The organism is Methanococcoides alaskense (assembly GCF_027594145.1).
GTDB lineage: Archaea > Halobacteriota > Methanosarcinia > Methanosarcinales > Methanosarcinaceae > Methanococcoides > Methanococcoides alaskense.
The window spans coordinates 92,203-118,066 of record NZ_JAQFFK010000001.1 but is presented as its reverse complement, the minus strand read 5'-3'; the positions used below and the strand labels follow the sequence as shown (position 1 = coordinate 118,066).

21 protein-coding genes and 1 pseudogene are annotated in these 25,864 nt (G+C 44.8%); 11 read left to right on the top strand and 11 right to left on the bottom strand.

Annotated elements, in window-relative coordinates; genetic code table 11:
- Positions 1-21: 21 nt before the first annotated feature.
- Complete coding sequence (surE, locus tag PBV53_RS00600) at positions 22-807, bottom strand: 5'/3'-nucleotidase SurE (protein WP_270095266.1); 786 nt, start codon at positions 805-807, stop codon at positions 22-24.
- A 116-nt stretch (positions 808-923) separates the two neighbouring features.
- On the bottom strand, positions 924-1,193 hold the full coding sequence (locus PBV53_RS00595; protein WP_270095265.1) for a hypothetical protein: 270 nt from the start codon (positions 1,191-1,193) through the stop codon (positions 924-926).
- Between the two features lie 300 nt (positions 1,194-1,493).
- On the opposite strand from PBV53_RS00595, the gene alaS reads away from it, so the two are divergent.
- The 4 genes from alaS to PBV53_RS00575 all read left to right on the top strand — a co-directional run bounded on the left by alaS (position 1,494) and on the right by PBV53_RS00575 (position 8,954).
- On the top strand, positions 1,494-4,265 hold the full coding sequence (gene alaS, locus PBV53_RS00590) for an alanine--tRNA ligase (RefSeq protein ID WP_270095264.1): 2,772 nt from the start codon (positions 1,494-1,496) through the stop codon (positions 4,263-4,265).
- Positions 4,266-4,558: 293 nt separating this feature from the next.
- The gene (locus tag PBV53_RS00585) at positions 4,559-5,629 is read left to right on the top strand and encodes a response regulator transcription factor (RefSeq protein WP_270095263.1); all 1,071 of its coding nucleotides are present in this window, start codon (positions 4,559-4,561) and stop codon (positions 5,627-5,629) included.
- A gap of 136 nt (positions 5,630-5,765) precedes the next feature.
- A complete protein-coding gene (locus PBV53_RS00580) occupies positions 5,766-8,363 on the top strand; it encodes a valine--tRNA ligase (RefSeq protein ID WP_270095262.1) in 2,598 nt (865 codons plus the stop codon).
- Positions 8,364-8,450: 87 nt separating this feature from the next.
- Positions 8,451-8,954: a universal stress protein gene (locus tag PBV53_RS00575; protein WP_270095261.1), complete on the top strand. Its 504-nt coding sequence runs from the start codon at positions 8,451-8,453 to the stop codon at positions 8,952-8,954.
- A gap of 37 nt (positions 8,955-8,991) precedes the next feature.
- Here the strand turns inward: PBV53_RS00575 and thiD are convergent, their stop codons facing one another.
- Positions 8,992-10,341 carry a bifunctional hydroxymethylpyrimidine kinase/phosphomethylpyrimidine kinase gene (thiD, locus tag PBV53_RS00570; protein ID WP_333482259.1) on the bottom strand — a complete coding sequence of 450 codons (1,350 nt, stop codon included), beginning with the start codon at positions 10,339-10,341 and terminating at the stop codon, positions 8,992-8,994.
- Between the two features lie 272 nt (positions 10,342-10,613).
- Here thiD and PBV53_RS00565 point away from each other — a divergent pair, with 272 nt between their 5' ends.
- The 3 genes from PBV53_RS00565 (at position 10,614) to purF (ending at position 12,533) form a co-directional block, all read left to right on the top strand.
- Positions 10,614-10,832, top strand: a complete 219-nt coding sequence (locus PBV53_RS00565; protein WP_250867132.1) for an LSm family protein — start codon at positions 10,614-10,616, stop codon at positions 10,830-10,832.
- A 116-nt stretch (positions 10,833-10,948) separates the two neighbouring features.
- Entirely contained in the window at positions 10,949-11,119 is a 171-nt protein-coding gene (locus tag PBV53_RS00560; protein WP_011500181.1) for a 50S ribosomal protein L37e, read from the top strand.
- A gap of 25 nt (positions 11,120-11,144) precedes the next feature.
- Entirely contained in the window at positions 11,145-12,533 is a 1,389-nt protein-coding gene (gene purF / locus PBV53_RS00555) for an amidophosphoribosyltransferase (protein WP_270095260.1), read from the top strand.
- A 40-nt stretch (positions 12,534-12,573) separates the two neighbouring features.
- Here purF and PBV53_RS00550 read toward each other — a convergent pair whose 3' ends face one another.
- Complete coding sequence (locus PBV53_RS00550) at positions 12,574-13,074, bottom strand: phosphatase PAP2 family protein (RefSeq protein ID WP_270095259.1); 501 nt, start codon at positions 13,072-13,074, stop codon at positions 12,574-12,576.
- Between the two features lie 55 nt (positions 13,075-13,129).
- On the opposite strand from PBV53_RS00550, the pseudogene PBV53_RS00545 reads away from it, so the two are divergent.
- From PBV53_RS00545 to PBV53_RS00535, 3 genes and pseudogenes are all read left to right on the top strand, one after another.
- Positions 13,130-16,741, top strand: a pseudogene (locus PBV53_RS00545) (hydantoinase B/oxoprolinase family protein).
- Between the two features lie 466 nt (positions 16,742-17,207).
- On the top strand, positions 17,208-17,480 hold the full coding sequence (locus PBV53_RS00540) for a hypothetical protein (RefSeq protein ID WP_270095258.1): 273 nt from the start codon (positions 17,208-17,210) through the stop codon (positions 17,478-17,480).
- Positions 17,481-17,526: 46 nt separating this feature from the next.
- Entirely contained in the window at positions 17,527-18,276 is a 750-nt protein-coding gene (locus PBV53_RS00535) for an Abi-alpha family protein (RefSeq protein ID WP_270095257.1), read from the top strand.
- Between the two features lie 215 nt (positions 18,277-18,491).
- Here PBV53_RS00535 and PBV53_RS00530 read toward each other — a convergent pair whose 3' ends face one another.
- From PBV53_RS00530 to nth, 4 genes are all read right to left on the bottom strand, one after another.
- Positions 18,492-19,220, bottom strand: a complete 729-nt coding sequence (locus PBV53_RS00530; protein ID WP_270095256.1) for an AAA family ATPase — start codon at positions 19,218-19,220, stop codon at positions 18,492-18,494.
- A gap of 20 nt (positions 19,221-19,240) precedes the next feature.
- Positions 19,241-20,335, bottom strand: a complete 1,095-nt coding sequence (gene dinB / locus PBV53_RS00525) for a DNA polymerase IV (protein ID WP_270095255.1) — start codon at positions 20,333-20,335, stop codon at positions 19,241-19,243.
- Positions 20,336-20,473: 138 nt separating this feature from the next.
- Positions 20,474-21,217, bottom strand: coding sequence for an MJ1433 family protein (locus tag PBV53_RS00520; protein WP_270095254.1), 744 nt, complete (start codon positions 21,215-21,217; stop codon positions 20,474-20,476).
- A 68-nt stretch (positions 21,218-21,285) separates the two neighbouring features.
- Positions 21,286-21,966, bottom strand: a complete 681-nt coding sequence (gene nth, locus PBV53_RS00515) for an endonuclease III (RefSeq protein ID WP_374708521.1) — start codon at positions 21,964-21,966, stop codon at positions 21,286-21,288.
- A gap of 69 nt (positions 21,967-22,035) precedes the next feature.
- On the opposite strand from nth, the gene PBV53_RS00510 reads away from it, so the two are divergent.
- The gene (locus PBV53_RS00510) at positions 22,036-23,433 is read left to right on the top strand and encodes an alanine/glycine:cation symporter family protein (protein WP_270095253.1); all 1,398 of its coding nucleotides are present in this window, start codon (positions 22,036-22,038) and stop codon (positions 23,431-23,433) included.
- An 82-nt stretch (positions 23,434-23,515) separates the two neighbouring features.
- Here PBV53_RS00510 and porB read toward each other — a convergent pair whose 3' ends face one another.
- From porB to porD, 3 genes are read right to left on the bottom strand one after another with little or no spacing between them, the layout of a single operon-like run.
- Complete coding sequence (porB, locus tag PBV53_RS00505; protein WP_270095252.1) at positions 23,516-24,391, bottom strand: pyruvate synthase subunit PorB; 876 nt, start codon at positions 24,389-24,391, stop codon at positions 23,516-23,518.
- Positions 24,388-25,602: a pyruvate synthase subunit PorA gene (gene porA, locus PBV53_RS00500; protein ID WP_270095251.1), complete on the bottom strand. Its 1,215-nt coding sequence runs from the start codon at positions 25,600-25,602 to the stop codon at positions 24,388-24,390. The genes porB and porA overlap by 4 nt, the downstream gene beginning before the upstream one ends.
- Positions 25,603-25,863 carry a pyruvate synthase subunit PorD gene (gene porD / locus PBV53_RS00495; protein ID WP_270095250.1) on the bottom strand — a complete coding sequence of 87 codons (261 nt, stop codon included), beginning with the start codon at positions 25,861-25,863 and terminating at the stop codon, positions 25,603-25,605.
- Position 25,864 lies beyond the last annotated feature (1 nt).

Genomic DNA, 25,864 nt, shown 5'->3' with positions numbered 1-25,864 from the left:
ATTGAACATCTGACCGCAAGGTCACATCAGATGTTCAATTTCAGAAAGCTCGATGGGAGACGTTGCATCCAGTGATATAGGTGTCACTGAGATGTGACCTTTTTCTATGGCATGAACATCAGTGCCTTCTTCGGCTGTGTGTATAAGGTCACCTGCTATCCAGTAATATGGCCGTCCCCTTGGATCGCGGCGTTCCTCCACATCCGTCTGGAAGAACTTGCGAGCAAGCCTTGTTATTTCAACTTCAGTGTCCTTTTCCACAAAATGAGGGATGTTTATGTTCAAAAGATCGACATTCTCAGGCAGACCATTCTTAAGGACCTTTTTTGCAACACCGTTCACGAATTTGACACCAACATCGAAGTCATGCTGGAAATCCCGGAGATCATCGAATTTCAGCCCCTCTTCAGTCACCTGCAAAGAGGCAGCAATGGCAGGGACACCATAACTTGCACCTTCCAGTGCGGCTCCGATGGTCCCGGAGGTAGTAATGGTGTCTGTGCTGATGTTCTCGCCGATATTGAAACCGGAAAGGATCAGGTCGGGCAATCCTTTCATGATCGTAAAGATGCCGAGAATAACAGAATCAGTAGGAGTACCACCGATCGCATGTACCTCAATACCGTCAATGGTAGTACGGGTTATACGCAGTGGTTCGAATATGGATATAGAACGACCCACACCACTTTGCTGCTGAGCTGGAGCTGAGACGGTGACATCACCGAGGTCGGACACACTGCGATAAGCTGCCCTTATACCGGCAGCATATACGCCATCATCATTGGTAAGAAGGATTCGTTTTGACATTGTACATTCTTTGTTCTTTGGAGTATTATAGTTAATGGAACAAGAATAGAAAAAAGAAGAAGTATGAATTTAAAAATAATAGGGAAAGAATTGTTGCAAGCAAATGCACATTATGCTCAACGTGGCATATTCATTTCCGGCCTTATCCTATTGTAATTTGTATTGAAAGAGTTATCAATAGAGCCAACGAACTGCCCACCATTTATCTCCAGTTCATTTTCATTGATACCCTCAGGCACCTCAGGATCATCGATAATTGGGTCACATATATAGACCTGGAGATCACCCGCAGCATCCATAAAGACAGATGGACGGACACCAGTATTGTTGTATTCTTCCACTACGCCTCTGAAAACCAATGACATGTATTTTACTGCTTGCATCATGAACACCATCTATTCATATCTAATTTAGAAATTTCATGAACATACACATAATAGGCATGTCCATAGAATGAGGGGTATTGCTGATAAGTATGTACACATGTGGACACGTCTATGAGAAGGAATAACAAATATCACCATCATGCGCCATTGATAAGAAATATACATATGTAAAGTTTTGAAGATAAACTGCTAAAATGAGAAATGTATTTAAACCATTGAAGGATACGGATAGAACGCGTTTCACTAATTATTTAATTTACACATTATGATCACGGAATAACGACTACAGTTGGAATCATTATGCTTGAAGATGAATATCAAATCGATTTTTTCTCTGATAACGGTTTTGTTAGAAAACAGTGCCCCAAATGTGGTAGTTTCTTTTGGACACGAGACATGGAAAGGTCTACCTGTGGAGATGCACCATGCGACCCTTATTCATTTATCGGAAACCCCGTGTTCGAAAAAGAGTTAGAGCTCCCAGATATGCGGGAATTCTACCTGAACTTTTTTGAAGAGCAGGGCCATACCCGGATAGAAAGATACCCGGTCATCGCCAGATGGAGAGATGATATCTACCTGACAATTGCGTCAATTGCTGATTTCCAGCCATTTGTCACATCAGGCCAGGTTCCCCCACCCGCGAATCCGCTGACGATATCCCAGCCATGCATAAGGCTTTCAGACCTTGATGCAGTGGGAAGGAGTGGAAGACACCTCACCACTTTCGAGATGATGGCACACCATGCATTCAACACGAAGAACGAGGAAATATACTGGAAGGAGCACACCCTTGAGCTGTGTGACGGACTTCTCAATGCCCTTGGCGCGGACCCACTGGCAGTCACCTATAAAGAGGAACCATGGGCAGGCGGTGGAAATGCAGGAGCATGTGTTGAAGTGCTCATTGGAGGACTTGAGGTCGCAACCCTTGTGTTCATGAACCTCAAGAAGGACAAAAATGGAGATATCGACATCAAAGGTGACATGTATTCCAAGATGGACAATTACATAGTGGACACGGGATACGGACTTGAAAGGTTGGTCTGGGCTTCAAAGGGATCACCTACAATTTATGATGCTATTTTCCCCAGTATTGTGAACGAACTGATGGGACTTGCAGGTATCGAACACAAGCTAGAGGACAATGAATATTCACTTATCCTTTCACAGAATGCGCGCCTCGCAGGACTTATGGACGTAAGCGAGAAGGCAAACCTATTGGAATTGAGAAAACAGGTAGCAGCAAGCATTGGCATCACTGCAGACAAGCTCAGCTCCATCATGGAGCCCGTTGAGAGCGCCTATGCCATAACTGACCACACAAGATGCCTTACATTCATGCTTGGTGACGGTATCATACCATCCAACGTGAAAGCCGGATATCTGGCAAGACTTGTCATACGCAGAACCCTCAGGATGATGAAGGACCTTGACATAAATATCCCGATTTCTGAGATAGTACAGATGCATATCAACAACCTGCCGGAATATTCCGAATTCCGGGAAAGGTTCGATGTTATCAAGGACATCCTCCAACACGAGGAGCGTAAGTTTGCGGAAACTCTCGAACGTGGAAGAAGAATGATGGAGAAATCCGCCAGACATTACAAAGAGAGCGGTGAGAAAATGCCATTGGAAACCATCATCGACATGTATGACAGTCACGGTATACCACCAGAGATCTCAAAAGCGGTGGCATCGGATGCGGGTGTCGAGGTTGACCTGCCAGACAATTTCTATTCCCTTGTTGCAGACAAACATAGCCAGTCCGAAGAGAAGGAAGAGAAGGTAGTTCCTTTCGCTGACAGACTCTCAAGGTTGCCCAAGACGAAGAGACTGTTCTACGATGAGCCCAACAGAATGGATTTCGATGCAGTGGTCCTTGATGTGTTCGAGAACCACATAGTGCTTGACAACACCCTGATGTACCCTGAAGGCGGAGGACAGCCAGCAGACCACGGAAGCCTTACGGTCGAAGATGTTGTACTGAAAGTTGTTGACACCCAGATGTATGATGGCGTAGTTGTGCACACCATAGACGAGATAGAGGACGAGCTGCACATACGAAAAGGCGATATGGTGGTCGGCAGAGTTAATGAAAAGCGCCGTATGGCACATGCAAGACATCACACTGCAACCCATATAATCAATGATGCTGCAAGAGAAGTTCTTGGCAGCCACATCTGGCAGACAGGCGCACAGAAGTTCGCAGACCGTGCACGTCTTGACATTTCACATTACAAACGCATCACCCAGGAAGAGGCCAACCAGATAGAGCTTATTGCAAACCGCACGGTCATGAAGAACAAGCGTGTCATAAGCGACTGGATGGACAGGACAGAGGCCGAGCAGAAATACGGGTTCCGCCTGTATCAGGGAGGAGTACCCCCAGGAAAGATGATACGCGTGCTTCAGGTCGGAAACGATATAGAGGCATGCGCAGGTACGCACTGTACGAACACCGGCCTAGTAGGCCCGATAAAGATACTGAAGACAGAGCGCATACAGGATGGCGTAGAACGTCTGGAATATGCAGCCGGTGAAGCAGCAGTTGTTGCCATGCAAGATATTGAATCCCTTGTACGCGATTCATCTGAAACGTTGCGAGTATCTGCAGAACAGCTTCCTTCGACGATCGAGAGATTCTTCGATGAATGGAAGGAACTTAAGAAAGAGAACAACAAGCTCAAGGAAGAACTTGCACACTCAAGGGTCAGCCAGCTTGTCAACGATGCTGAAGATGTGAACGGGATTCGCATTATCACAAAGGCAATACCTCATGCTGACAGCGAAGATCTCACAAAGACAGCCGGAGAGCTTACACAGGAAAATGATGTTGTTGCAATCCTTATCAGTGAGATGGATGGCGTGAAGATCGTTGCAGCTGCCGGAAATGATGCTGTGAAAAAGGGTGTTAACGTTGGTGCCATAGTCAAGGAGATGTCAACGATGGTCGGCGGAGGCGGCGGAGGCCGTCCTAACATGGCACGCGGCGGAGGAACAGACCCTTCAGGCATGGACAATGCATTATCACGCAGTGTCGAGCTTTTGAAAGAACAGCTCAATTGAGAAGTTCACAAAACTTCAGAGATGCCTTTTGGCACTTGAAGCCAAACGCCCACAGGTCAGTGTTCCTGACCTGAAGGCATCTTTTTTACTTTTATATAGTTTTAATGCAAATGCATTCTTTTCTCTTTGAGCCATGTGCCACAAATATATCATTCACAAATGTCTTATCAACATAATGGAACATTTGTTGCCGATCTGAAAGTGTATATTCACATCTGAAAAGATAGGTTTTTTTGAAAAGGTTAATATTACAAAAAAAACAATAATGACCTAAGTAAGTGGATGAGGGTAAGATGTCTGAGGAAGAAACAACTAAGATCATAGAAACACTTTGTGAAGAACTGGCATCGAAGAACACACTGATGCTGGCACCTTTGAATGTGTTTAGCGAGAGAATGATCTATTTCTACACATATTCTGCACTTAAATGCAATCCTGAAAAGAACATTGTGTGGTTATGCCTGAAGACGTCAAGGAAACATGTGCTCGAAAAGTTCGAGGAGTACGGGTTCAAGATCAACGACCAAATTGAGAGAATGTGGTTCATTGATATCGAAGGACCAGGTAAGAACGACCCGAATACATTTTATTGCAAATCTGCAACCGATTACATCAAGATAGGGTCATATTCTTCGAAGATCTTCGACGATAAGCCGGGTTCCATCATGGTCCTTGATGACCTTACAGTACTCTCAAAGGATAACCTACAGGTAATTGAGAATTTTATCAAGTTCCTCGAGAGAAAAGTTCGTGATACTCAGGGAAGTATTATTTCAATGCTTGGCAAAGGCATACTTCCGCCAGAGACAGAAGGACTCATGCGCTCATTCTTCGATATTATAATAGACATTACAGAGAAAGGGAACTTTCACACTGATATTGGAATGAAGAGCCTTGATGTTCATTACGCCATCATTGACGGGAAGATCGATCTCGAATACACCCAGAAGAAGATAGATAAAGAAAGGCTCAAGATACTTGTAGTGGATGATGAGCCGGACATCCCAGAACTTATCAGGCTTTCACTTGCAACCGAACCTTACGATTTCATTGTGGCGTACAATGGAGAGGATGCGGTCAAGAAATCCATTGAGGAGCTTCCCGACCTTATACTATTGGACATCATGATGCCGGACATGGACGGATATGAGGTTGTCAAAAGGTTGAAAGAAGACCCGTATGCAAGGAATATTGCGGTCATAATGATATCTGCAAAGACCGAGATAGAGGACAAGCTTAAGGGAATGGAGCTTGGGATCGATGATTATATCTCAAAACCGTTTGACAAGAGGGAGATCAATGCCCGCATAAAGATGGTCATGAAAAGATTTGGCTGGGAACCGGAACTGGCCGAACAAAATTAATCATCTTTTCAACTTTTTTGGAACAAGCAATGATAATGTGCAATATTTGAGTTCCAACCAGATATTTTAAATATTCTAAAACCTCTCAATCTATCAAAATACATAGATACTTTTCAATAATAATTGGAGTGTTTTAATGACAATTCCTAAAGAATACGATTCTCACGAAATAGAAGAAAAATGGCAAAACGACTGGGATATGTCAATGTATCATTTTGACTGGAAAGACGAAAGCCGTCCCCAGTATATCATTGATACCCCACCCCCATACCCTACTGGAAATTTCCACATAGGGAACTCCCTTAACTGGTGTTATATCGATTTTGTTGCCCGATACAAGAGGATGCAGGGCTTTAATGTGATGTTCCCGCAAGGCTGGGACTGCCACGGCCTCCCTACCGAAGTGAAGGTAGAGGAAACCCACGGCATTACAAAGAATCAGGTACCACGTACAGAATTCAGGCAAATGTGTGAAGAACTGACCGTCGGCAACATCGACAAGATGAGAAAGACAATGCACCGCCTCGGTTTCTCAACTGACTGGAGCAATGAGTTCGTCACAATGGAGCCTGAGTACTACGTCAAGACACAGGCATCTTTTGTCAAGATGAAGGACATGGACCGTTTGTACCAGTCAGAGCACCCTGTCAACTGGTGTCCAAGATGTGAAACAGCTATTGCTTTTGCAGAGGTCGAATACGATTCAAGGGATACCAAGCTTAACTTCCTACACTTCGACAAGCTGGAGATAGCCACGACAAGACCGGAACTGCTTGCGGCATGTGTTGCCATCGCGATCAATCCAGAAGATGAGCGTTATAAGCAATACATCGGACAGACAATGAAAGTACCACTGTTCGGTCATGATGTAGAGGTCATAGCTGACAAGGACGTTGACCCAACATTCGGTACAGGTGCGGTCATGATCTGTACCTTTGGTGATAAACAGGATGTCAGATGGTGGCTAGAACACAAACTCCCGTTAAGGAAGGGAATTGACAAGAGCGGTATCATCACCGAGATAGCCGGGAAATACGCAGGAATGACAATACCTGAATGTAAAGCGGCTATTATCGAAGACCTCAAGAGCGAAGGGCATCTCTACGAGCAGAATACGCTTGAGCAGAATGTTGGAATGTGTTGGAGATGCAAAACTCCTATCGAGATCCTGTCCGAAAAGCAGTGGTTCGTTAAGATCGATAATGATGAGATACTCAGGACAGCAGATGAGATCGAATGGCTGCCTGAATATATGAAGGTCAGACTTCAGAACTGGACCAACACCATGGAGTGGGATTGGTGTATCTCACGCCAGAGGATCTTCGCAACACCAATACCTGTCTGGTATTGTAAGAAATGTGGCGAGGTCATGGTCGCTGAAGAGGAATGGCTTCCTATCGACCCTACACAACAGCAACCACCTGTGGCATGTAAGTGCGGCAGTGAGGATTTCGAACCGGAAGAGGATGTCCTGGATACGTGGATGGATTCATCCATCACTGCGTTACATGTTGCAGGATGGCTCAGCGATAAGGAGATGAGAAACCCAACACAGTTGCGCCCACAGGGACACGACATCATTCGCACATGGTCTTTCTACAGCATACTCCGTTCAATGGCACTTACTGGCAAGAAGCCCTGGGAATCCATACTCGTCAACGGAATGGTTCTCGGAGAGGACGGCCACAAGATGAGCAAATCCCTCGGAAATGTCATCTCACCTGAAGAGGTCATCAAGGACCATAGTGCGGATGCATTCAGGCAGTGGGCAGCAGTAGGTGGCTCCACCGGCTCCGATGTGATGTTCAGATGGAAGGATGTGGTATCAGCATCCCGGTTCTTCACTAAGATGTGGAGTATCTACAGATTCTCCATGTCACATATCGAAGACGAGCTTGCAGAGATCACGTCCGGCAAACCGGAGAAACTCAATGTCATCGATAGATGGCTTTTGAGCAATCTTAACAGGCTCATCAGTTCGGTCACCGCAAGCCTTGATGCATACCAGTTCGACGAGGCATACAAATCCATAAGGGGATTCGCATGGGAGACCCTTGCAGATAACTACATAGAGCTTGTGAAGTCCAGGCTGTATGGTGAGGACAAGGAAGCACGCAGGGCAGCACAGTACACACTGTATGTTGCCATTGATGGACTCTCACGCATGCTTGCACCATTTGCTCCGTTCTTTGCAGAGGAGATGTACTCAAGGATAGGAGAGGGAAGCATACACGTTCAGGAATGGCCAGCTGTTGATGAGACACTCATCGATGAGGATATCGAGAAGGACGGAGAGCTTATCAAGGACCTTGCGGGCAGTATCAGAAGATACAAATCCGAATCTGGTATGGCACTCAACGCACCCCTTGAAATGATCGAGGTATATGCATCCCTTGGAGATGCTTCAGACCTGACAGGTGTCACGAACTCGACCGTAGAGGTAATTAGCGGGGAGCCGGACTTTGAGCATGTGCCTGTGAACGTTAAGCCGAACATGGCCATCATAGGCCCGAAGTTCAGGAAACAGGCAGGGGCCATAATCAAGACCCTGACATCCATGGACCCTGTGGAAGTTGCAGAGATCATCTCAAAAGGGAACATCAACATCAATATAGATGGTGAGGATATCGAGCTTGAGCCGGAAAGTGTGGTCATTGAGAAAGAGGTCATCTCTGCCGGAAGGTCTGTTGATGTCCTTGATGTCAATGGAACTGTCGTAGTGATAGTTCGCTGACCAAAACAGTTATTTTCTGCCCCGCGATAGTTTTCTATAACTATTCGCGGGGGTATTATTACGAATTGTAAAGAATATAAAACTATTTTGATAGCTACCGACGGGTCTGTAAATGCAGAGAAGGCCGTAATGTCAGGATTGAAGATCGCATCCTCATGTGGCGCCAGTGTTCTTGCGCTGTACGTTATGGAGATGGATTCCGTCGGGATAACTCCTGAAACAGTGCACAGAGACTATCTCGCTTCAATGGAAGTCGCCGCCACTGAACACATGACAAGTGAGCAGTGGAGGGAATTTGCCCGTATCGCAGATGAGAAATGGAAAACTGAAAGGCACAAACATCTTATGGAGAAGGGAGAGAGGATCACCGCCTATGTAAAGGACCTAGGAAAGCCCCTCAACATAGATGTAAGGACCATTATCGAAGAAGGACATCCGGCAGCTACGATATTGAACACAGCCAAGAAAGAGAATGTGGACATGGTGGTGATCGGTACGCTTGGAATGACCGCAGACGGAACGTTCAAACTTGGTAGTGTCGCTGATAAAGTTATCAGGAACTCACCGGTGGAAGTATTAGCAGTCAGATAAAAAGAGAAGAAAAATTATAAAGCAGGCATTTAAAAGATCATGCCTGCTCTTTTGTAAGACGTGCTGCGATCTCCAGAGCAATTCCTGCCACTTCCACTGCATCCCTTCCGAGTACACGGACCATTGGTTCCTTGCCCACACCGCCTTCATCATAGATGATGACAGGCACACGACCATACGAGTCGATGGCATATGTCACACCCCAATCCATGGTGTGTGTGTCCTCAGGCTCTTCCTGACGACTGAAAGATGATATGGTAAGTCCCATGTCCTCACAGATGGCAAGCACGTTCTTAGAATAGTAAATATTCACTGCTGCACGCATACTGGGATCGAACTCCATCGCAGCCAATACTATACGTGCCACATGGCTGCTTGCACCCATGCTGACACATCCTACAACCTTGGGTTTGCCCTGAAGCTTCACTATCCTTCCGTTAACTGCAGCTACATCCTTCACTTCCCGGGCATGAGGGATAGCCATGGCGATATTACAACCGACCTCTGCAACAAGGCTGGCGAAGTTAACATCATCTTCCAGCATCCTGACAGCTTCCTCGGCATTCCTCAACACGCTTTCTTTTGCTGCCATTGTATGGAGATAGCCCATCTGGTTCACCGGACCCACGCCTTTGCCAATGTTCTTGCTCAAAAGGATGCCGTATTCTACGAACTCCTTGGCACCAATTGCGGCATCCTGAAGGGAATAGCCTCTTGCAAGATAGGCGGTTAGCGCTGATGAATAAGTACAGCCAGAACCATGGGTCCCACCTTCGATCAACTTGCCAGACACTTCTGTGAACTCATCGGTCACTGAATCGTAGACGAGGTCCACCCCATCGGAATGACCGCCAGTGATGATAACTGCCTTCAACCCGAGGGAAGCTATAGCTTTTGCAGCTTCCATGGCATCCTCACGGGTAGTTATGGACATACCTGAAAGGATCTCTGCTTCAATGATGTTAGGAGTTACAGCATAGCTTATGGGTAAAAGTTCATCTTTAAGGATAGATACAGCATCCTGTTCGAGAAGAACTCCACCTGCCTCTGCGGCCATCACAGGATCAACGACAATTTTAAGGCCATACATTTTCACACGATCTGCAACTGCCCTGACAATATCGGCAGATGAAAGCATACCGGTCTTTGCCCACCTGACGTCCATATCAGTGCATACTGCATCCATCTGGTCGGATACCACGGTTGGAGGTACCCCATAAGCACTCTGAACGCCTGTGGTGTTCTGTGAGGTCACTGAGGTAATAGCACATGCACCATGCACATACAGGGAAGAAAGGGTCTTGATATCAGCTTCAATACCTGCACCGCCGCCGGAGTCAGAACCGGCGATGGTCAATACAACGGGAATGATCCCCATCTCATCCATTTTTAAGCCTTCTCTTATCATAAGGTCTAGGATTGAACTTTTTGGATAAAAAACAAGTGGTTATTTAGAAGTGTAATTAGCAACTCGATGAGGAGGAATGATATATGACCTCAACTATAATAGGTTTGAAATGATATTACGCATTTCGATAGGTTTATATATTGTATTTACAACATTGGAGCTTCAAGTTAAGAACTAAACGCTTATCAAGTTCAAATACAACATAAGGAACTATAAATTATAATTTCATTACCACAATTGGGGCAATAGATATGGGAAACAGACCTCTAGATATATTGAATGATTCATTGAACACATCAGTGATTGTAAGATTGAAAGGCGCAAGAGAATTTAGAGGCGTACTTCAGGGATATGATGTCCACATGAACCTTGTTCTGGACGAAGCAGAAGAATTAAAGGACGGAGAGATCGTTCGCAAAATAGGTGGAGTTGTTATCAGAGGAGACAACGTAGTCTACGTGTCTCCGTAACCTATATGAACAATAGATGCGTCAGGAGAAATCCACGGATATAATTATTACAATTTACCAGCAGTAGAGATAGGCTGCAAAATACATATTATATAATACAAAAGGGTGATTAAAAGATGTCAAAAGGTACTCCATCAATGGGTAAGAGGCAGAAACGCACACATGCAAAATGCAGACGCTGTGGAAGCGTTTCACTCAACATCCATACAAAACAGTGCACGTCATGCGGATTCGGAAGAACATCACGCATGCGAAGCTACCAGTGGCAAAGAAAGTGTAAATTCTAATTGAATTTACTCATTTGGAGCATAAATGAAAGAAGAATGTGGTGTTGTCGGCGTATTGATGCATACAGCTGATACGAAGGCAAAACCCGCTTCACTCCAAATATATTATGCACTCTATGCTTTGCAGCATAGGGGACAGGAGTCCACAGGAATTACGGTAAAGAACGGTGATAAACTCAAGTCCATCAAGGGCATGGGTCTTGTCCCGGAAGTATATTCCAAGGATGAACTGTTGAAGCTCGAAGGTAGGCTCGGTGTCGGACATGTTCGATATTCGACCACCGGAGATTCTAACATAGTCAACTGTCAGCCTTTGATGGTGAACTTCAAGAATGGAAATCTTGCAATTGCGCATAATGGAAATCTTGTGAACGGACAGGAACTTCGGGATGAGCTGGAATCCGAAGGACGCATTTTTATAACTAGTTCTGACACAGAGGTCATAGCTCACCTTCTTGTCAAAGCATTGCTAATACACGACCCCCTTGAATCCATCAAGGAAGTTATGTCAATGCTCAAAGGTTCATATTCACTCGCCATTATGATAGATGATCGACTTTTCGCTGTGAGAGACCCACTGGGATTCAAACCACTATGCGTAGGAGAGATCGACGGCGGATATGTAGTTGCATCGGAAAGCGTTGCCATCGACACACTCAACGGTAAATTAACAAGGGATGTTAAAGCCGGCGAAGTTGTGGAGATAACGGAAAATGGTTTTGAAGGCCATCAGATGTTAACTGAAAAAAACTGTGCTCACTGTGTTTTTGAGTACATCTATTTTGCAAGACCGGATTCCATCATTGATGGTCAGCTTGTTTACAAGGTTCGCGAGCAGATAGGCAGAGAACTTGCAAAAGAACACCCGGTAGATGCGGATATTGTTTCTCCTGTACCAGACTCAGGAATCACCTCTGCAATAGGTTATTCTGATGAGTCAGGCATCAATTATAGAGAAGGATTGATGAAGAACCGTTACATAGGACGTACGTTCATCCTCCCGGGACAGGAAATGCGGGAAACAGCAGTTCGTCTTAAGATGAACACAATAGCTGAGAACCTCAGGGACAGAAAGGTCATCATCCTCGATGACAGTATCGTTCGCGGTACGACGTCCAGACGCATAATCGAGATGGTACGTAACGCAGGTGCAAAAGAGGTACATGCAAGGATAGGAAGCCCTGCCATTATTGCACCATGCTACATGGGCATCGATATGGCTTCAAGAGAAGAGCTCATTGCCGCTAAAAAGCCTCTTATTGACGTGAAAAATGCCATCACAGCAGATTCACTGGGATACCTCAGCATAGAAGGTCTTATCAAATCAATAGGTATTCACAAGGACGAACTTTGCCTGGGATGCCTTACAGAACGATATCCGATAAAGATAGTTGGCGAAAAGTGTTCTCGCTAACAGCTCATATCTGAAATATCAGCGAGCACCATCAATTAATTCATATACTCTTTTTTTGGAAATATGCCTCAATTTGTAACAACAAATAGCCTATCATTATACCGAGCACAGCTCCTGCCATCACGTCAGAAGGGTAATGCACACCTGCAAACACACGACTTAAAGCCATTGCAATTGCACCTGACCAAATAAGAATACCATATTTTTTTGCTACCGGATACAAGAACATAGCTGTTGCAAAGGCAGCTGTCGAATGTGCACTTGGCATGGAATAGCCTGAGGCTTCCACAACAAATCGAACATCTTCCGGACGGAGTACCATTAACTGTGATTTGATCAAGGCAACCGCCCCCACCAAGAACAGCATCATCGAACAATAATAGAGAGCTTTCTCCTTTGAGATCGATAAGAACAGAATAGCAGCTATCAATAGCCACAATATATCAGCTCCTGCCACTGACAAAAATACCACAATGGGGTCAAAACCAGCATAAGAGTTCAGGATGTACAGTATCTGAGCATCCAGGGATGAGAACGACATAAATAATTGTAGGAGCTGTATAGATAAACAATTTTGCAAGATACCGAGGTTGAACATGTCCGTAAAAAACAGATGGCAATTCTGGATAGATAGGGGAGGAACATTTACAGACATTATTGGCAGATCCCCCGAGGGAGAGACCATTACCCATAAACTACTCTCGGAAAACCCGGAACATTATGAAGATGCAGCAATTGAAGGGATACGCCAGATACTTGACCTCGGAGCAGATGAGCAATTGCCAACAAAGGACATTGAATGCATAAAGATGGGAACCACAGTAGGCACAAATGCGCTTCTTGAAAGAAAAGGCGAGAACTTTGCCCTTGTGGTAACCAAAGGGTTCAGGGATACCCTGAGAATAGGATACCAGAACCGACCGGACATATTTGCACTTGACATCAAGCTCCCCGAAGTCCTCTATAAAAGTGTTATCGAAGCTGAAGAGCGCTACAGTTCCAATGGTGAAGAGCTGGCACCCCTTGACGAGGACAGATTAAGGAAAGACCTTAAAGAACTTCATGATTCCGGAATACATTCCCTTGCAGTAGCCCTTATGCACTCTTATCGTTACCCGGAGCATGAGCTTGCCATTGAAAAGATAGCAAAGGAGATAGGATTCACACACATTTCCCTGTCCCATAAGATCAGCCCCCTCATAAAAATAATAGGACGCGGGGAAACGACAATGGTGGATGGGTATCTTTCGCCCGTATTGCAGCGCTATGTTGACAGGATACATTCAGTATTGCGATCCAATGGAGATGACACCAGCCTTTTGTTCATGCAATCCAACGGAGGGCTGACACAGGCGACCTCTTTCAGAGGCAAGGACAGCATCCTGTCAGGTCCTGCCGGAGGTATCGTGGGGGCAGCAACTGTATCAGAAGTTGCCGGATTCAAGGAGATCATAAGTTTCGATATGGGCGGGACTTCCACGGACGTAGCACACTATAACGGGGAATATGAGCGCTCATTTGAGAACGAGATCGATGGGATACACCTCTATTCGCCGATGATGCACATCCACACGGTCGCCGCAGGGGGCGGGTCTATACTGCACTATGAGAATGGAAGATTTCAGGTAGGACCTGATTCTGCAGGATCCGAACCCGGGCCTGCATGCTACAGGAAAGGCGGACCTCTGACGGTCACTGATTGTAATGTGATGCTCTCAAAAGTAATCCCAGAATATTTCCCACAGGTTTTCGGCGAGTCAGGCACATTACCCCTCGATAAAGGAACCGTTCACGCAAAGTTTGAGGAAATGGCATCGAAGGTCTCGGAAGGGTCAGGCAAGAACATATCCCCTGAAGAAGTGGCAGAGGGATTTTTGACGGTCGCTGTCGAGAACATGGGAAATGCCATCAAGAAGATCTCAACACAGAGAGGATACGATCTTAAAAGTTATACACTCTGTTGTTTCGGAGGAGCTGGCGCACAACATGCCTGCCTTGTCGCGGATTCACTGGGAATGAGCACGATCTTCATCCACCCATATGCAGGAGTCCTTTCAGCATATGGAATGGGTCTGGCAGACCAGAGAATGATACTTGAAAGGTCCGTGGAGAAGGACCTGAATGATACCACCATAGAGCAAATACGAGAGCTCTTCACTGAAATGGAAAATGAAGGCCGTCAGTCAATGCAGCAGCAGGGTGTCTCACCTGACAGACTCATCGCCAAAAAGAAAGTGCATGTGAGATACAGCGGCACGGACACTCCCATGGAAATCGAGTTCGGAAGTAGGAAGGAAATAACCACAAGATTCTTTGAGGCCCACAGGAAGCGTTTTGGTTTTGTAATGGAAAAGGAAATTGTGGTTTCAGCAGCATCCGTAGAGATGATCGGAGCAAATGAGATCCATGTGGAAAGAAAAAAGATGGAAACTTCCGAGAATGATTCAGGACCATGCGGAACGGTACAGATGTACACCGATGGAAGATACCAGACCGCAAATGTCTACGAACGCTGCTGTTTAGATGCCGAACATTCCGTAACAGGACCAGCCCTTATCATTGAAGATAATACTACGATAATTGTTGAACCATTATGGAAAGCGGACATAGATGCTCATGGCCATATCGTCCTCACGCGCACGGTGCCTCCAAAGGAGCATGTTGCCCTCGGGACAAAGGTCGATCCGATCATGCTTGAAGTGTTCAACAACCGGTTCATGTCAATTGCGCAGCAGATGGGCTATAGCCTTCAAAACACCGCATATTCGGTCAATATCAAAGAGAGGCTTGATTTTTCCTGTGCGATCTTCGACTAGGAAGGAAATCTCATCGCCAACGCTCCTCACATACCTGTACACCTGGGATCGATGGAAGAGTCCATCAAAGCAGTGATAAGGAACAGAAAGGGGAGAATGAATGAAAAGGATGCATATATGCTGAACTCCCCTTATGCCGGCGGCACACACCTTCCTGACATCACTGTTGTATCCCCGGTATTCTGCGGCTCTGAAAAAGTGCAGTTCTATGTTGCCTCAAGAGGTCACCATGCCGATATCGGAGGGATCAGCCCGGGTTCGATGCCACCTAAGAGCAGTTCCATCTTTGAGGAGGGGATATTGATAGATGATATCAAACTCATGGACAGGGGATATTTCAGGGAGACGGAAGTTATCGAACTCCTTAATAGTGGTGAGTATCCCGTACGCAATCATCACCAGAACATCGCGGACCTCAGGGCACAGGTCGCTGCGAATGAAAAGGGCATACAACAACTCGAGCAGATGGTGGAGAAATATTCGCTGCCAACGGTTGAGGCATATATGCAGCATGTGCAGGATAACGCCGAAGAAGCTGTGAGGAAGGTCATCGAGGTCCTGCATGACGGAGAATTCACTTACAAACTTGATGATGACAGCCATATTCACGCAAGTATCAAGATCGATAAGAGTGAACGCTCGGCAACCATTGACCTTACAGGAACGTCACCGCAACAGGATAATAATTTCAATGCCCCTGCATCCGTATGTAAGGCTGCCGTACTCTATGTTTTCCGCACTCTTGTAAAGGACAATATCCCATTGAATGCAGGATGTCTGAAACCTCTCAATATAATAATACCGGAAGGATGTTTATTGAACCCGTCCCACCCCGCAGCAGTTGCAGCAGGAAATGTGGAAACCTCACAGTATATCGTGGATACCCTCTATGGCGCACTGGGAATTGTAGCCGCATCACAGGGAACCATGAACAATTTCACCTTTGGGAATCAGGAATTCCAGTATTATGAGACCATATGCGGTGGTTCAGGTGCAGGAGACGGATTCAATGGAACCGATGCTGTACAGACCCATATGACGAATTCCAGGATGACCGATCCCGAGGTCCTGGAATTGCGTTTTCCGGTGCTCCTTGAAGAATACTCCATAAGGAAGGGAAGCGGAGGGGAAGGAGAATACTGCGGAGGAAATGGCGTTGTCCGTAAAATGCGATTCCTTGAGGAAATGAAAGCAGCAATAATATCCTCACATCGGAAATATCCTCCTTTTGGCTCGAACGGCGGTTCAGAAGCGAAATGCGGTAAGAATATGGTGATCAGGAAAGACGGAAGGACACAGGAGCTGGAACCAACCGCCGAAGTGGATATGGAAGAAGGGGATGTGTTCGTGATAGAGACTCCCGGTGGCGGCGGTTTTGGTAGAAAGGAATGATACTGATCTATTGAGAAAGCAGATTTTTGCTATCGGTTACACTGAATGGAAAAGGATGGGATTTTCCAAAGTACATTACACTGCATTAAACAGAATGTTAAAAGTGCAAGCCTTTACTTTGAATACTGCCTCCATAAAAGTTAATTAAGAAGAAGAGACCATTATATAGAAGGATAAAAATAAAGGACTTGATCATAATGAAACTTCAAAGTATAACAGTATTTTTTAAGATTATAGCAGTACTCATGTTAGGAATTTATATTGCCTATCATGTTAAACTCGCACTAAGCTAACTTTTGATATTCTGCCAATATCGAAAGAGAAATTGTAGCTAACACAAAGAGTTTTCAGCTCGAAGATTTCATTGTAAAACACTCATCAAGAATCTCATTCAGAGTATAGAGTGGCATATCATTTTTGAAGTATATATTTCATATTCTTTTCTTTCATTAGTGAAATTGGAGTATTGGAAAGGAAGCATGTTCAGGCTGATTCTGTTATTTATATTGGGAAGGAAGCCAATAATATTGAGATGCAGGAGTTGGAGAGCAATACTGTTGAGACGTATCACGATATTGAGAAGTTAAGAGAATTTGTACTTAATTTAACTCCTGTCGAAGCTAGAGAGATTGGGATTAAATACAGGAGTACGTTGAAGAAATTACAGGATAGAGTGAGAGAAGGTGACTTTAATCGTAATACAAAGGAGATACGAAAGATAATAAACAATATCATCTAAAAATACTATGGAAAGACTAATATCTAAGAATAAAGTAGTTTTTCGTATGACTGAAATAGAAGAAACTTCAAAAGCTATTGCGGAAACTGCAATATTTGGAACAAAAGCTCTTGACACTGGTGACAAGTTAGGCGGTTTCCTCTCAAATGTTTTTGGTGTTTCTATTGAAAATGCTGTAGGCATAATGGGCGATAAATTACAATATTTGAGATGGGAACGCCAAACCAGAATGATTGACAAAGTCAATGAATACCAAAAAGAAAATGATATTACAACAGTTAGACCAATTCCCCCTAAATTTGCAATACCTATGATTGAGAATGCGAGTTTGGAAGAAGACAACGATTTACAAGATATTTGGTGCAAACTCATTATAAATAGTTTAGACCCCAATTTTGATTCAGAAATTAGATATGCATTTATTGAAATTATAAAAAACCTTACTTCTACAGATGCAAAGATTCTAAAGTTTACATATGATTCAGCTTTAAAGTATTACTCACCTCAAATAAGCCTATCTGATCGTGATAGAATGATTAGGCGTATTACTAATTGTGGCATTTCTATAAGAGAAATTAAAATTGAATTTGACTTTACACACGAAGAAATTGGAATTAGTATTGACAATTTGTTAAGAGTCCGATGTTTGACAGATAACTCCTTGGAAGAATCATTTAGTGCTTTTGCTGAAGCACTCGACAAGTTGGAAGTGCTAAAAATGTCTTCATTTCCAACTCCTACATTCTCTATGACGAAGTTAGGAATTAATTTTGTGGAAGCCTGTCTAGAATTGTAAATCATATACAAAAGGTATTTTCAGATATTTTTTCAAACTTTCGATTGTGCATTCGGTTCACACAAGCGTAGTGTTTTTTCACGTTACCTATATCCCCGTTAGTTTATGCAAGGGGGTAAATTCAAACTATAGAATTCAAAATCCACACGCAAATATGACGAACATCTAAATTCTAAACACCCTCCACCTTTCACCCAAAAAATAACGCCACCCCCTCAAACATCCCTGAACAATTCCCTAAAATACCTTTCTGGTGCATTAAGGAAATCTTTTGTTATATTGTAGTGATCAGTATCCTCATATTCCACCTCTGCAATCTCATCTCCATCAAAATCAAGTATTTGCGAATTGGGATAGGCCATAAGTATAGGAGAATGTGTAGCAATGATGAACTGTGCCTTGCCACTCGATTCCATGTCATGTATGATCTTCAGCAGCGACAACTGACGCAACGGTGAAAGTGCTGCTTCCGGCTCGTCCAGAAGATATAATCCCTTGTGGAAACGATTGTTGAAAAGAGCCAAAAAAGACTCGCCATGAGAACTTGAATGAAGGGACTTGCCACCGTATGCATCGTATGCCCTCCCATCAGTCTTCTGAAGCTCATCGATATGGGAAGCAAAATTGTAGAACGTTTCCGACCTCAGGAAAAAACCTTCGTTGACCTTTGGCATCCATGATAAACGCAAATTCTTACCCAGAACCGAACCTGCTTTTTCAACATCATACACGTTGTTGCGGCTCCCTCCGGCAGTATTGAAACCAACTTGATCGGCTATGGCTTCTAAAAGTGTTGATTTGCCGGAACCGTTCTCGCCTACGAAGAACGTTACATTATTCTTTAGTTCCAATTCACGGAAATTTCTGACCACTGGTATTGTAAAGGGATAACTGCTAAGATCGACATCGTCTGAATATTTTAGTGAAATTTCCTTCAAAAACATTAACAGCCCTCATACAAATATCAAAAGAACTCAGCCAACGTTTTCTGACCTTTGTTCTCATGCAGGTTCCCCACACGCACACCAATACGGCGGATATTGACAGTACTGCTATCCAGCAATTCCCCCATTATCTTATAGGAAACTTCCCTGAGCACTGCCTTTTCAGCAATGGGATGATTGAGCGTATGGCTTTTGGTGACGGTCTTGAAATTAGAATATATGACTGTTATAGTGATCGACCTGAAAGAAACACTCCTTGCAGTGACCTTACTGAACACATCATCCAGAAGCTCATCAAGCAGGGAGAGCACCAGATCGCTTTTGCGGGTATCATGGGTAAGGGAGGCCATCCTGCCTATCTGGTCAGAACTGGTCTTCTCTTTAACAGGATCGTCATCGATGCCTGATGCAGCCATCTTGAGCCACGTACCCCGAGTCTTCCCGAAAACAGAGATAAGTTCCTGAACATCGCGCCCGGCAAGATCTTCCACAATATCAATACCCATTCCGGCAAGTTTTTCCTCTGTGACCTTTCCGATACCCCATAGTTTTGCCACAGGCATCTTCCTGAGGAAACCATCCACCTCATCCTCCCTTATGACAGTGATACCGTCCGGCTTCTGACGGGATGATGCCATCTTGGCGATTATCTTGTTAGGACCTATACCCACCGAACACGTAAGATCCTCCAGCTCCTTTACATCATCCTTGATGCTCTGTGCGATCTGCTGTGCCTTATCAAGATCTCCTCCTGAGGTAGCCGTCACTTCAAGGAAAACTTCATCGATACCTAACTTCTCAAAAAGTTCCCCGTCATTATCAGCATAGGACCTGATGATCTCCATTATCCTTTCCGAAACCTCAGAATATAACTGTTTTCTCACCGGTAAAAAAACAGCATCCGGTTTGACAGCTTTTGCAAGACGACAGGGCATGGCGGAATGAATGCCTGCATCCCTTGCAGTATAGTTGCAGGTGCTAACAGCACCCCCTTCCTCGCCACGATTGGAATACATACAGACAACAACTGCTTTTCCCTTAAGGGAAAGGTCTTCACGCTCTTCGATGGCAGCGTAGAAGTAATCCATATCTACATGAAGGATAATGCGGGACATTGTAAGAACTAGTATGTGTAAAGGCGGTTTAAAGGATTTGGTATGCGGAGTGAAAGTGAAAAGAACCAGGAACTCGCTCTTAAAAAGTAGAAAAGGAACAAGCATTAACAGAGAAATGCTTGTTGAGGTTCCTGAGGATCACTCTGTTACCACTACACTTGCATCCTTATCGAACGGATTGGTCCTCATTGAAAGTGAGAACAGGTATGGATAATTGACTTTCTGATACTTCATATAGGCCAACCATTCGCGGGAAAGCAAACCGTAGACCCTTTTGACATCCCCTGAAAGATGACGCCTGTCCGACTTGGGAAGGTCTGAAAGGTCCCCACGGAATTCCAGCTCTTCTGTCAGATGGAAAACGGCCCGGAGAAGTTCAGTAAAAGATTCATGCTCGAACATCACAGGATTCTGGAGCAGAGATACCATAAATCCTCTTTTGCTGATAATAGATGAAGCAAAAGGGGCAAGATCGATCTTGTTCATATCGACCTTATAAGTGTAGCTCTTAAGGAAAGTTCCAAGGTTTTTAAACTCATTTTCGGCCCATAGATCCTTTATAGCAAATTTATCCCTTACATCATCAAGCTCGGGATCAGCATCAGAGATGACTGTTAGAAGATCATTACCGATCTCACTGAAAAAACTTCCAATAATCATGTTGAGCTTTTCCATCTTATGCTTGTTCTCGATACTTTCAAGAAAATGATGAATTATCAAAGAAGCCAGCAGTACCTCTATGGGAACGAAGGCTATCCTTCCAATAAGATAGATGGAAATGTGATGCATGTCATGGAAGATCAGATAATGGATCAGGTGGAGGACAGCCGATACCAGCACAAGAGCAGAACCAAATATCACATATTTTGAACGCTTATTCATTTTATTACCCCATGTTATTTTCAACTTACAAAAAATTTATAAATAAATTACAGATGAAACATCATCATTCAAACCAGACTCGAAGGGCATAGCTTCGAAAGCAGACAAACGATACACTGAGGTTTTTTTGCATCACATACCCTGCGCCCATGAAGTATGAGTGTCATTGACAGATCGTCCCAGTCCTTTCGTTCTGCAAGCTTCATAAGATCCTGTTCTATCTTCTTCGGGTCAGTGTTCTCAGTAAGCCCCAACTTGCCGGAAACCCTTTTCACATGCGTGTCCACTGCAATGCCTTCCACCTTACCGAATCCCCTTGCAAGAACGATATTGGCTGTCTTTCGGGCAACTCCCGGAAGAGTTGTAAGCTCTTCCATGGTGTCCGGCACCTTGCCATTGAAATCCGAAATTATCAGTTGTGATGTCCTTTTGATGTTCTTCGATTTGGCACGGTAAAAACCGGTAGAATATATATCTTTTTCAAGTACGTCCAGATCAGCCGCTGCAAGAGACCCCACGTTCGTATATTTCCTGAACAGCTCATTTGTCACTTTATTGACCTGCACATCGGTACACTGTGCTGAAAGGATAGTAGCTATCAAAAGCTCGAACTCATTGCTGTAGTCCAGCTCAGGTTGAGGGTCAGGATATTCTTTTTTCAGGATAGACCATATACGGTCAAATTTTGCAGTATTGTCCATCGCTATCGCCAGAGAAACTTTGTTCACACCATACAAAACGTTTTGCATGATATGCCTGAGACATATTTATAGGATACAACAAAAATAAGTACTGGAGAACAGGGGGATGTTGACGTAGTGATCGAATATGTATTAAACTTCATAGATAACGCTCCAGATAGCCTGACCCTTCTGAAAAGCATTGATGAGACCGTATGGGGAATCCCTCTTCTTTCACTACTGGTCGGGACCGGGATCTATCTTACATTGAGCCTTGGTTTTATCCAGGTATTCAAATTACCATTGGCATTGCGCTATGTCATCAGGCCGGACAGATCGGACAAGAGTTATGCAGGGGACATTAGCAGCTTTGCAGCCCTTAACACCGCCCTTGCAGCTACCATAGGCACAGGCAACATCGTAGGAGTTGCCACAGCCATCAAGGTCGGAGGGCCGGGAGCACTTTTCTGGATGTGGCTGGCAGCATTTTTCGGAATGGCCACCAAATATGCCGAATCCATGCTGGCTGTCAAGTACAGGAAGATAGATGAGAACGGACAGATGTCAGGTGGGCCGATGTATTACATCACAAAGGGACTTGCCGGTAAGTTCTATGCACGCCCTCTTGCAGCTTTCTTTGCACTCAGTGGAATTGGTGTCGCATTCTTTGGCATAGGTATTTTCCCACAGGTCAATGCGATCGCGGATTCAGCTGCCATCACATTCAACATTCCCCCCATCTACACAGCTGTTGTTATCACGGTCCTCGTGGCGCTGGTCACCATCGGAGGGATAAAGAGCATTTCAAGAGTTGCAAAGGTATTTGTTCCGTTCATGGCCATCGCTTATGTTCTTGGTTGTCTTATCATCATCTTTAGCAATCTGGAGCTGCTTCCTGACACCATAAGACTGATAATTATATCTGCGTTCACTCCAACGGCAGCCACAGGAGGCTTTTTAGGAGCTTCGATGTTACTTGCGGTACAGATGGGGATTGCAAGAGGGGTGTTCTCCAATGAATCAGGTCTTGGAAGCGCACCCATAGCAGCCGCAGCAGCAAAGGTGAAAGAACCTGCAAGGCAGGGGCTTATTTCCATGACAGGAACATTCTTTGACACCATCATCGTCTGTACGATGACAGGAATAGTGCTTGTGATGACAGGCTCCTGGACAAGTGAATATGAAGGTGCCTACATGACCTCATACGCATTTTCCACAGGGCTTGAGAACGTTGGAGCCTATATTGTAGGCATAGGTCTGATCTTCTTTGCATTTACCACCATACTTGGATGGAACTATTACGGGGAAAGATGTGTGGAGTTCCTTGTTGGTGTCAAGGGTATAATGCCTTACAAGATAGTTTACATATTGCTGGTTGGAGGTGGGGTCTACCTCACCCTTGAGACCATCTGGATACTGGCAGATATTGTGAACGCATTGATGGTGATACCAAACCTCATCGCTCTTCTTGCTTTGCGGAAGGTGATCATCAGTGAGACCAGGAAATATTTTGAAGGTCTAGAGAAAGAGAGCTAATGCTGCTGGAAATTATTGAGAATTGATAGAACTGAAGGTCCGATAGGAAAAATAAGAAAATAAAAAGAAAAGAGGAACGGGTTTACTGTAACCCGAACTTCTCGATATTAGCGTCAGCGAGTGCCTGTATCTTCTTGATCATCTCGTCTCCGCCTTCCATTGTGAAAAGGTGCTTGAAACGGCGCTGCATCTTAAGATAGTCCTCGACCGGTTTTGGGTTCTTGATCTTCTTAGCCTTTGTGAGCTCACCATCTTCCATCTCATAGAGTGGCCAGAGGCATGTTTCGACTGCCAGCTTTGCGACCTCTATGGTCTTGGAGGTATCGAATCCCCATCCAGTAGTACATGGTGAATGTGCGTGCACGTAGGTAGGACCTTCGACATCGACAGCTTTCTTGACCTTCCTTATCATGTCCTTTGGATATCCGATGGATGTTGTTGTAACGTATGGAGAACCATGTGCAACCATGATAGCTGGCATGTTCTTCTTTGGACGAATGTTACCAAAGGATACCTTACCTGCCGGACTGGTTGTGGTCGAAGCTGCAAATGGCGTTGCACCACTTCTCTGTACACCAGTGTTCATGTATGCCTCATTGTCGATACAGACGTATGTGAAATCATGTCCACGTTCGAATGCACCGGATATGGAACGCATACCAATATCCAAGGTTGCACCGTCACCGCCCATTGCGATGATCTTGGTATTTCCAAACTCGCCCTTTGCTTTGAGAGCTGCCTCAATGCCTGAAGCGACTGCTGCGTTGTTCTCAAAAAGGGAGTGTATAAATGGGACATTCCAGGAAGATTCCGGATATGGAGTGGTCATGACCTCAAGACATCCGGTAGGACTTACAACGATACAGTCCTCGCCTGCTGCCATGAGAGTGAACTTTGCAGCTATTGCATCACAGCAACCTGCGCATCCCCTATGTCCTGCTTGTAAGAGTGGTTTCATAACAATTCCTCCTTCAGGTCGGTGAACTGACTTTCGACAGTGATACCTGAATCAATTACTTTCTTTGCTTCGTCAACGATGGCTTCCATGGTGCTCATTGGGATATCACGACCCCCATGACCTATCATGAAACCGATTATAGGAATATTGACGTTTGTGTTGTACAAACTTCCCTTTGTCTCGGTGAACAGTGCACCCTCATTAAGACCAAGGGAGATGTTCTTGTCCAGTGCAACAATTACTTTAGCGCCCTTGATAGCGTTCTTAATAGCTTCTGCAGGGAACGGACGGAAAGACCGTACCTTTAAGACACCTACCTTGACACCCTGTGCCCTGAGCTTGTCAACTACATCCTTGATGGTACCAACAATAGAGCCCATTGCCATGAGAATGATATCAGCATCTTCTGTCTCGTATGTGTCAATAAGACCACCATAGTGTCTGCCAAAGAGATCATAGAACTCATCTGCAGCATCTTCTATTGTCTTCAATGCCTTGTTCATTGCCTGCTGCTGCAGATATCTGAACTCAGTGTAGGAATGAGGATCTGCGAAAGCACCGAAGGTCTTAGGGTTCTTCGGGTCGAGCTTGAACTCTGGCTCAAAGGCTGGCAGATATTCTGCTACGAGGTCTTCATCAAGGAGGATCACAGGTTCATAGACATGTGACAGGATAAAACCATCCATACATGCCAATACCGGAAGCATGACATCCGGATCTTCAGCGATCTTGAATGCCTGTGCGGTCATGTCAGCTGCTTCCTGAGTATCCTCTGCGTGAAGCTGTATCCATCCGGTATCCCTCTGGGAAATGGAATCCTGTTGGTCGTTCCAGATGTTAATAGGAGCACTTACAGCCCTGTTCACAACGGTCATTACAACAGGTAACCTCATACCTGCGACGTTGAACAGAACCTCGTGCATAAGTTCAAGACCCTGGGAAGTGGTCGCAGAGTAACTCCTTGCACCTGCTGCGGAAGAACCGACAAGTGCGGAAATTGCGGAGAACTCGGATTCCACATTGAGGTACTCACAGTTTGGTATCTCGCCGTCAGCAATGAACTGGGAGAGATCCTCTACAATATGGGTCTGTGGTGTAATAGGATATGCGGAAATGACATTTGGCCTGCATGCCTTTACAGCGTCTGCAACAGCATACGATCCTTCAACAACGACCATATTCTTCTTGTCATCCTCAAAATTTCGTTTCATTTATTTCTCCTCCAGAACCATCTCAATAGCGTTCTTTGGACATTCGTTCGCACAAATACCGCACCCTTTGCAGAAATCGTAGTTGAACTCAAAGAAACCGTCATCCCTTGGATTGACAGACATGTCCGGACAAAGGAGCTCACAGAGTTTGCATTTGATGCATTTGTCATAATCGAAAACTGGTCTGAATGTTCTCCAGCCACCGGTCTTGTTGACAAGAGTGGAGCCTGGTTCACAAACGCCGCCTAGTGTAATTGTCATA